The sequence below is a fragment of the Asticcacaulis sp. genome, from assembly GCF_051956075.1.
Taxonomy (GTDB): domain Bacteria; phylum Pseudomonadota; class Alphaproteobacteria; order Caulobacterales; family Caulobacteraceae; genus Asticcacaulis.
The window spans coordinates 1-8,079 of the sequence record NZ_JBQCGA010000039.1 but is presented as its reverse complement, the minus strand read 5'-3'; the positions used below and the strand labels follow the sequence as shown (position 1 = coordinate 8,079).

Annotated in this window: 11 protein-coding genes; 5 read left to right on the top strand and 6 right to left on the bottom strand. The window is 64.0% G+C overall.

Annotation, left to right across the window (positions count from 1 at the left end; translation table 11 throughout):
- Positions 1 to 42 precede the first annotated feature (42 nt).
- From ACTHLA_RS10555 to ACTHLA_RS10540, 4 genes are all read right to left on the bottom strand, one after another.
- On the bottom strand, positions 43 to 690 hold the full coding sequence (locus ACTHLA_RS10555) for a YoaK family protein (protein WP_440188529.1): 648 nt from the start codon (positions 688 to 690) through the stop codon (positions 43 to 45).
- Positions 691 to 724: 34 nt separating this feature from the next.
- The gene (locus tag ACTHLA_RS10550; protein WP_440188526.1) at positions 725 to 1,540 is read right to left on the bottom strand and encodes a hypothetical protein; all 816 of its coding nucleotides are present in this window, start codon (positions 1,538 to 1,540) and stop codon (positions 725 to 727) included.
- A gap of 13 nt (positions 1,541 to 1,553) precedes the next feature.
- A complete protein-coding gene (locus ACTHLA_RS10545) occupies positions 1,554 to 2,297 on the bottom strand; it encodes a hypothetical protein (protein WP_440188523.1) in 744 nt (247 codons plus the stop codon).
- Between the two features lie 86 nt (positions 2,298 to 2,383).
- Complete coding sequence (locus ACTHLA_RS10540) at positions 2,384 to 2,806, bottom strand: MarR family winged helix-turn-helix transcriptional regulator (RefSeq protein ID WP_440188521.1); 423 nt, start codon at positions 2,804 to 2,806, stop codon at positions 2,384 to 2,386.
- Positions 2,807 to 3,120: 314 nt separating this feature from the next.
- On the opposite strand from ACTHLA_RS10540, the gene ACTHLA_RS10535 reads away from it, so the two are divergent.
- The 4 genes from ACTHLA_RS10535 to ACTHLA_RS10520 are packed head-to-tail and all read left to right on the top strand — an operon-like array spanning position 3,121 to position 6,095.
- On the top strand, positions 3,121 to 3,702 hold the full coding sequence (locus ACTHLA_RS10535) for a YqaA family protein (RefSeq protein ID WP_440188518.1): 582 nt from the start codon (positions 3,121 to 3,123) through the stop codon (positions 3,700 to 3,702).
- 7 nt (positions 3,703 to 3,709) lie between these two features.
- Positions 3,710 to 4,261 carry a disulfide bond formation protein B gene (locus ACTHLA_RS10530; RefSeq protein ID WP_440188515.1) on the top strand — a complete coding sequence of 184 codons (552 nt, stop codon included), beginning with the start codon at positions 3,710 to 3,712 and terminating at the stop codon, positions 4,259 to 4,261.
- Positions 4,261 to 4,815, top strand: coding sequence for a demethoxyubiquinone hydroxylase family protein (locus ACTHLA_RS10525; protein ID WP_440188513.1), 555 nt, complete (start codon positions 4,261 to 4,263; stop codon positions 4,813 to 4,815). Before ACTHLA_RS10530 ends, ACTHLA_RS10525 begins: the two co-directional genes overlap by 1 nt.
- A 5-nt stretch (positions 4,816 to 4,820) precedes the next feature.
- Complete coding sequence (locus ACTHLA_RS10520; protein ID WP_440188510.1) at positions 4,821 to 6,095, top strand: NRAMP family divalent metal transporter; 1,275 nt, start codon at positions 4,821 to 4,823, stop codon at positions 6,093 to 6,095.
- Here ACTHLA_RS10520 and ACTHLA_RS10515 read toward each other — a convergent pair.
- Positions 6,092 to 6,406, bottom strand: coding sequence for a hypothetical protein (locus ACTHLA_RS10515; protein ID WP_440188507.1), 315 nt, complete (start codon positions 6,404 to 6,406; stop codon positions 6,092 to 6,094). The two genes, ACTHLA_RS10520 and ACTHLA_RS10515, sit on opposite strands and share 4 nt — an antisense overlap.
- A gap of 25 nt (positions 6,407 to 6,431) precedes the next feature.
- The gene (locus ACTHLA_RS10510; protein ID WP_440188504.1) at positions 6,432 to 6,992 is read right to left on the bottom strand and encodes an HNH endonuclease; all 561 of its coding nucleotides are present in this window, start codon (positions 6,990 to 6,992) and stop codon (positions 6,432 to 6,434) included.
- Between the two features lie 161 nt (positions 6,993 to 7,153).
- Here ACTHLA_RS10510 and gluQRS point away from each other — a divergent pair, with 161 nt between their 5' ends.
- Positions 7,154 to 7,948 carry a tRNA glutamyl-Q(34) synthetase GluQRS gene (gene gluQRS, locus ACTHLA_RS10505; protein ID WP_440188501.1) on the top strand — a complete coding sequence of 265 codons (795 nt, stop codon included), beginning with the start codon at positions 7,154 to 7,156 and terminating at the stop codon, positions 7,946 to 7,948.
- Positions 7,949 to 8,079: the final 131 nt, after the last annotated feature.

Sequence of the window (8,079 nt, the reverse complement as noted above, 5' to 3'; positions counted from 1 at the left end):
CGACGATGACGACGCGGTGCTGAATCAGGACGAGGGACTGGATTAATCGGTCAGAACACGACGGTCGATGGTTGCGTAAATCATCATCGCTGCCGCAAAGGCCGCGACCGCCCACAGGCTGCCCAGCCCGAAAAGACCGTAGAGCGCCGCGCCGCAGGTTGCGCCCGAGACCAGACCCAGCCACAGAAGGCCATAGGGAACCCAACCCCAGACGTCGCCGCCAGTCAGGGCGCCCGCCATCTTCTGGCCCATCTTGACCAGGGTTCCGGTCATATAGGTCAGGCCGACCACCATGTCGCCGTCGCGCTGAAAGACATTGTTCTCAGCCCCCATGGCCAGCACCATCAGGATAATGGCGGCGAAGTCCCAGTGAGCCAAATGGAACAGGCAGGCGCAGGCCAGCAGCCACGCCACCAGCCGCAGGACGCGCAAACCCCGGCCTTTGGACGTTCCGTGGCCAAGCAGCGCGCCGAGCATGGTCCCGCCGACGAACAAAAGCAGGATGCTGCCCAGTTGCACGATCCTGCCGACATCAAGCTGCGCCAACCCGACCGCCAGTTGCGTCGAGTTTCCGCTCATAAAGGCGACGAAATAGCCACCCAGCTTGATAAAGCCGATGGCGTCAACACAGCCCGCCAGGGCCGAAAGCATGGCGGCGAAGCCGATCGCCCGCCGGTTAAGCGTATGCAAGTCCAGAACTCCCGTTCCGGCCCGCCCGGTAAGGTCAGGCCAGCATGTTGCGTTTATGCGGCGGCAGATCCTCTTTGCGCTTGCCGCCGCCCCCTTCGCCACCCTCTTTGCCCGACGATTCCTTAGCACGTTTTTCGCGGCGCGCGCGCGGTTTTGGCGGCGTCGGCTCCGGCGGGTCCGGTTCTGGCTCTGACTCAGGCTCGGACTTTGGCGCAGCGACGCCGCGATCGGCGTCGGCGAGCGCCGCGGCCACCACGGCGGCGGCTTCGGCGGCGGCGGGTTTGGGACGCAACAGCGGCGGCCGTTCCGACAGTTCGGCCTGCGCCGCTTCGATCATGGCCAGCACGCGCGGCTTGTCCTGCCAGAGTTGATTCAGCCCCTGCAGGGCCTTCCAGACTTCGAGATAATGCGTTTCGGTCGGCAGGGGCCGTTTGACCTTGACCGGTCCCGGTTCTGTGGAAGGCTTCTCGACCTTGCCCGCCAGCGCCTTATCCAGTTCGCCGATCAGCTTGCCCGGACGGGCTTTCAGCGCCAGCACCAGCCCGAGCCGCGCCTCGATGACGTCGGCGACTTCGCGCCCGCGCTCCAGCATGACGCCGCCGGGCGAGGCCAGCGCCTTGTCGAGATGGTGGCGGATGCTGGCGTAGATCGCTTCCGCCGAGGCGGCGCGTTCGGCGCGCAAGCGTTTCAATCCGCGCTGACGCCCCAGATAGACGATCAGGCCGACAAAGCCCGCCACCACGAGGCCCAGCACGATCAGCAGCATGATCAGCAGCGGATCGGGTCCGGCGTGGTAAGGCGCGAACCCGTCGGGCGGACCGCCAAAAGCATCGTCGAAATCGCTGTTCATGACCGGGCCGTACTCATTTGCGCCCAGGCGCGGAGATTGGCGCGGAGAAACGCCAGAAACGCGGCGGCGCCTCTGGCGGCGGCGCCATCTCATGCGGCGCGATCCACGTCGGCGATTGCAGCAACTGAGTCTGCGCAGCGCGGAAGGCGGCGCTGACCACGTTCATATGGCTCCAGTAGGCGAACAGCTTTTGCACCGCGCGCCACAGGGCGTCGCGGCGGTCTTCGGGCGTTGCAGGCGCCGGTTCAGCCGGGGGCGACGCTCCCTGAGACTCCGCAGGCGCCATCGGAACCGGCGCGACCGCGCCATTGGCGACGGCGATATTGATCACCGTGCCGCCGTGTACGACCCCGCCGCCTGGCGCCGCTTGCGGCTTGACCTCCTCCTCGCGCATGCCGTCCAGCGCCTTGTTGAGCGCATCGGCCGCCTTGAAGAGCCCGTCGCTCAGCGCCAGGGTGCGTCCGAAATTGTCGTTGAGCGCCTCGCGCGCGGCCTGCGCCAGATCAATCTGATCGTCGGCGCGCGCTCTGGCGGCGGCTTCGAGGCTTTTGCGCACCAGCTTGACGCGCGCGTCGACGCCGTCGCCAAGGCGGCTGCGCATCATCTTTTCGGCGCTTTTGAACACAAGAGTCAGGCTGGCCGTCGCGACGACCGCCAGCAGGACCAGCAGCAGCCAGGCCAGCAGGTGATGATGCACGACCGGATCGGACGGGAAGTCACTCGGCGCATTTGAAGGCGCATCGAAACCGTATCGCATGTCAGCCCCCCTTTCCGTCAGCCCTGAGCCATCACAGTGGAAAGGTTAACAGATTGTCCCATGGCCCGCCAGCAAGCAAGAGGGAATCAGCGGCCGTTTTGCGCCTTGAGCGCGGCTTCCTCGACACGGCGCAACAGTTTCTTGAACTGCACGACCTCGTCCGGCGAGAAATCGGCCAGCATGATGCGCTCATATTCGGCGGCGGCGGGCGCCACATCGGCATAGAGACGCTCGCCTTCGGCGGTCAGGATCAGGTGATGCGAACGTCCGTCGTGTTCATGCGGCGCGCGCGTGATCAGGCGGCGCTTGGCCAGGCTTTGCGCGGCGCGCGAGATGGTCACCTTATCCATGCCGGAGCGTTTGACCAGAGCCTGTTGCGTGGTCGGACCGTCCTCGCGCAGCACGAAGATCAGCCGCCATTCTGGGATCTTGAGGCCGTAAAGGCTCTCATACGCCGTCGCGATCAGCGCGCTCACCGCGGTCGAAGCCACGGCGAGACGATAGGGCATATACTCATCCAGGGTAAGCGAACCATGCGTCATAAGTTACATCCTCAACCACTGCCCTTTTACAGGATGGGCGTTTATACGCCAATGGCAAATGATCCGCTCAGTGACAAATCATTAATTATAAAGGCTGGGTCCATATAGACTAATGCGCCGCAGACTCCATATTTTTGGCACAATATTTCTGGCCCAATATTTTTGGTTGCGTCATTTGCGCGCAGCCCTGCGGAAATTTCGTCCGGCCGCGACGGCGCCCGCGACAAGTCGCGCGCCGCCTGATAAGGGGAGATTCACATCGCTGTTTTCCCGAGTTTCCTGTGCTGCGACCTCTCTATAACTGGATGATTCGTCAGGCCGGCGGCCCGCACGCCGAAAAGGCGCTGGCGGTCATCGCTTTCGCCGAAGCCTCCTTCTTTCCGCTGCCGCCTGACATCATGCTGGCGCCCATGGTCATGGCGCGACCGGAAAAGGCGTGGCGGCTGGCTCTGATCTGCTCGATCTTCTCCGTGCTCGGCGGCTTTCTGGGTTACGCTATCGGCTATTACGTCCAGCCGCTCGGCCACTGGATTCTGGCCCTGTTCGGCCACCCCGACGGGCTTCAGGAGTTTCGCGCCTTCTTCGCCAAATGGGGCGTGGCCGTGATCCTTGTCAAAGGCCTGACGCCGATTCCGTACAAGCTGGTGACCATCGCCGCCGGTCTGGCGCAGTTTTCGCTGGTGTGGTTCGCCATTTCGTCGGCCATAACGCGCACGGTGCGCTTCTTCTTCGTCGCCTTCCTGTTCCGCAAATTCGGGCCGGAGCTGGCCGAGCTGATCGAAAAGCGCATCTATATCGTAACGGCTGTTGTTGTGGCGGTGATCGTGTTAGGCTTCATTGTCGTCAAGTGGATGGCGAAATAGGATCGCGATGCAGGCTCCCAAATCGAACAAGGTCGGCAGAAGGCTGTTTCTCGCTTTTGGCCGCTGGTGGAGCATTACCGCCCTCGTCCTGTCCCTGGCCATGCTGGCGACGGCCTGGTCGTTCCAGCTTTTCGGGCATCTGGAGCCGTGCCATCTGTGCCTAAAGCAGCGCGATATCTACTGGATCGCGTCCGGCGTGGCGCTGGTCGCCAGCGTCTGGGCCCTGTTCACCGGCGCCAAGGGGCCGCCGCGCGTCTTCTCCTTCGTCCTGTTCGCCATCTTCGCCACCGGCGCGGCCATCGCCCTGTTCCATGCCGGGGTCGAGCTGAAATGGTGGCGCGGACCGGAAAGCTGCACCGCTTCGGGCGGCGAGATCAGCCTCGATCAGATGGCCGCCTTCCTGGCCGGAGCGGCGACCAAGGCGCCGATGTGCGACGTGGCGCAATGGCGCATGTTCGGCCTGTCCATGGCCGGTTATAACGCCATCGTGTCCACCGTGCTGGCGCTGCTGAGCCTGATCGCTTCGCTGCGCTTCCGCCCGCGTCGCAGGAGAGCCTGATGACCCCATCGCCCAAACGCCCCGGTCCCGGCGAAGGCCGCCGTCGCCTTGAAGAGATGCTGCGCGTCGACCACGCCGGGGAGCTGGCCGCCGTGCATATCTACCGCGGCCAGAGCCGGGTCTTTTCCGACACGCCGCACAAGGAGCTGAGCCGCCAGTTCACCAAGATGCAGGGCGAGGAGCAGGTCCATCTCGACGCTTTTGAGACGCTGCTGCGCGAGAAGAACATCCGTCCGACCCTGATGACCCCGGTATGGCGCGTCGCGGCGACGGCGCTGGGGGTCGGCACGGCTCTGCTCGGCGAAAAGGCCGCCCACGCCTGCACCGAGGCGGTTGAGGCGGTGATCGGCGAGCATTACGCCGGTCAGGTCGCCGAACTGGAGGACACGGACCCGGAGCTGGCGGCGCAGTTGTCGCAGTTCCGCGACGACGAGCTGGGCCACCACGATCAGGCCATCGCGCAGGGCGCGCACGAGGCGCCCGCCTACCCGCTGCTGTCCGCCGTGGTGCAGGCCGGGTGCCGCCTGGCCATCCGCATCAGCGAAAAGATCTGAACCCAATGGAGGGGGGATCGGACAGCCAGCCCTCCCGTCAACGGCGCTCGCTCGGTCGCCTGCTCAAAGCCATCGGCCCCGGCCTGATCACGGGCGCTTCGGACGACGATCCGTCGGGCGTGGCGACCTATTCGCAGGCGGGCGCCCAGTTCGGCCTGCTGACCTTGTGGACGGCCCTTGTCACCTTTCCGCTGATGGCGGCGGTGCAGGAAATGTGCGCGCGCATCGGCATGGTCACCCAGCAGGGGCTGACCGGCATTCTGCGCAAGACCTATCCGCGCCCGGTGCTGTGGCTGATGGTTCTGTTCAGCTTTCCGGCCATTGTGCTCAATATCGGCGCCGACATCGCCGCCATGGGCGCGGTCACGCATCTGGTCGTTCCCACGGTTCCGAGCCTGACCTGGAGCGTCGGCTTCACCGGCGTCATCCTGCTGGCCATAGTCTGGCTGCCGTATCAGAAGTTCGCCGCCGTGCTGAAATGGCTGTGCGCCGCGCTGCTGGTCTATCTGATCGTCCCCTTTCTCAGCCATACCGACTGGCGGCAGGTTCTGCATGACGCCTATACGCCCGTCTGGCGGTGGGATCGCGACTATCTGGCGATTCTGGTGGCCATTCTGGGCACGACCATCTCGCCCTATCTGTTCTTCTGGCAGGCGACCATGGAGGTCGAGGCCGTGAAGCAGAAGCGGCTGCGCGTCGATAAGCGCCTGATCGAGGAGATGGGCTTCGACGTCGATATCGGCATGTTGTTCTCCAATATCGTCATGTTCTTCATCATCCTGACCACCGGCACGGTGCTGTTCAATGCGGGCGTGCATCGCATCGACACGGTCGAACAGGCGGCGCAGGCGCTGAGACCCCTTGCCGGAGACGGCGCCTATTATCTGTTCGCGCTCGGCGTCATCGGCACGGGCTTTCTGGCCATTCCGGTGCTGGCGGGCGCTCTGTCCTATCTGGTCGCCGAGGCGTTCGACTGGCGCGAGGGGCTGGACCGCAAGCCGCATGAGGCCCCCGCCTTCTATGCCGTGCTGATCATAGCCGTGCTGATCGGACTGGGGATTAATTACACCCATATCGGCGCGGTGCGGGCGCTGATCTGGTCGGCCATGCTGTACGGCCTGACCGCGCCGGTGATCATCGCCATCGTGCTGCACATCGCCAACAACAAAAAGGTCATGGGCGATTACGTCAATGGCGTCTGGTCGAACCTGTTCGGCGGCCTGGCCTTTGTGCTGATGACGGCGGCGGCGGGGCTGCTGGTGTGGTTTCAGGTGCGTTAAAAGCTCTCGAAGGCGTGGCTCTGGCGCAGGCTCTCGATCAGGATTTCGCGCATCTCGTCATCGGCTTCGGACAGGTCGATCTGCGCGTCGCCGCTGTCGAGCATTTTCAGTTTCACGCGCTCGCCCATAAAGATGAAGCTCTGGATGCGCGGACCGAACAGGCGCTCGCGGCGCGCCTCGAAGCGGACGTTCAGCGTTGTCTCCAGCGCCTGCTGCAGCGGCTCCAGCGGCGTGCGCGAACGGCCCTTGGGACGTGGAAAGCGCACCACGCCAAAGCCGCCCCGGTCCGTTTCAAAGCGCACAGGCGCCATGCCGCCCCATCCCCATCCGTCCGGTTCACGCCTCCAGCAGCGTATCCCAGTAGAGATAATCTATCCAACTTTCGTGCAGATAGTTAGGGGGAAACGACCTGCCGAGCGCCTGTAGCTGGTGCATTGTCGGGCGGTGTGGATTCTGTGTCGGCATCATACCCGCCTGGCGGGGAGTTTTTCCCCCTTTACGCAAATTGCACGGCGCGCAGGCGGTCAGAATATTGGTCCAGGTGCTTTTGCCGCCCTGCGAGACCGGCACCACATGATCGAAGGTCAGTTCTGAGCGGGCGCCGCAATACTGGCAGGAGAAGCGGTCGCGCAGAAAGACATTATAGCGTGTGAAGGCGGGCGGTCGGTTCTGATCGACATAGGATTTCAGCGACACCACGCTGGGCAGACGCATCTTCATCGAGGGCGAGCGGATTTCGACATCATAGGTCGAGACCACATCGACACGCCCCTCGAACACCGCCTTGACGACCTCCTGCCACGGCTTGGTCGAAAGCGGGTAATAGGACAGAGGCCGGAAATCGGCGTTCAGGACCAGCGCGCGCCAGTCGGAAGGCGGACTTTTCAGGATCTGCATATCGGCCTCCGATATGACAGCGTCGTCGGTAAACGGCACGTTTTGAAGACGGGTCTCCTTCTACACGCGGTTTGGTCCTGATGAAAGAGTGAACCCGATTCTGGGGAAAAGGAATGGGAATTTTTTGTGAAATTTTGCGGCGGCGTGTTTAGGGTGAGCGGATGTACAGGACTCGTTTCGCGCCCTCCCCGACCGGTTATCTGCATCTGGGCCACGCCTTCAGCGCGCTGACCGGATTCGCGGCGGCGCAGGCGCAGGGCGGGGAGTTTTTGTTGCGCATCGAGGATATCGACCATACGCGCTGCCGACCGGACTTTGAGCAGGCGATCCATGACGATCTGCGCTGGCTGGGGCTGGACTGGCCGGAGCCGGTGCTGCGCCAGAGCGAGCATATGGCGGATTATCAGGCGGCGCTGGAACGTCTGCGCGATATGGGCGTGCTCTATGCCGACGCGAGGACGCGCAGGGGCGAGGCCGAGGCGGCCTTGAGCGCGCCGCAGGGCGAGGATATGGCGGAAAACGCGCCCGCGCCGCCCGCCTGGCGGCTGTCGCTGGAAGCGTGCCGCAGGGCGCTGGGCGCGCGTTATGACGCGTTGAGCTTTTTTGAAGGCGCGGATGAGCGCCGCGCCGATCCGGGCGTCAATGGCGACGTCGTGCTGGGGCGCAAGGATATCGGCGTCGCCTATCATCTGTGCGTGGTCGTGGACGACGCGCGGCAGGGCGTGACCCATGTGCATCGCGGCCATGATCTCTATGACGCCACCCATACGCAGGTGCTGTTGCAGGCGCTGTTAGGCCTGCCGACGCCGGTTTATGCGCATCATGCGCTGCTGCTCGATGATCAGGGGCGGCGGCTGGCCAAACGCAAGGGATCGAAGGCCTTGCGCGACTATCGCGCGGAAGGACTGACGGCGCAGGCGGTGCGGGACAGGCTCCTCACGGCGGATCAGGGGTGAAATAGTCCATGCCATAGGTCTGGATCCAGTGTTGCAGGCGCGGACAGTTATAGAAACGATCCTCTGGATCGTAGCGCTGGCCGCCGGGCCACCAGCCGCAATCCTCGGCGATGTCGAAGTCCTGCTGTTCG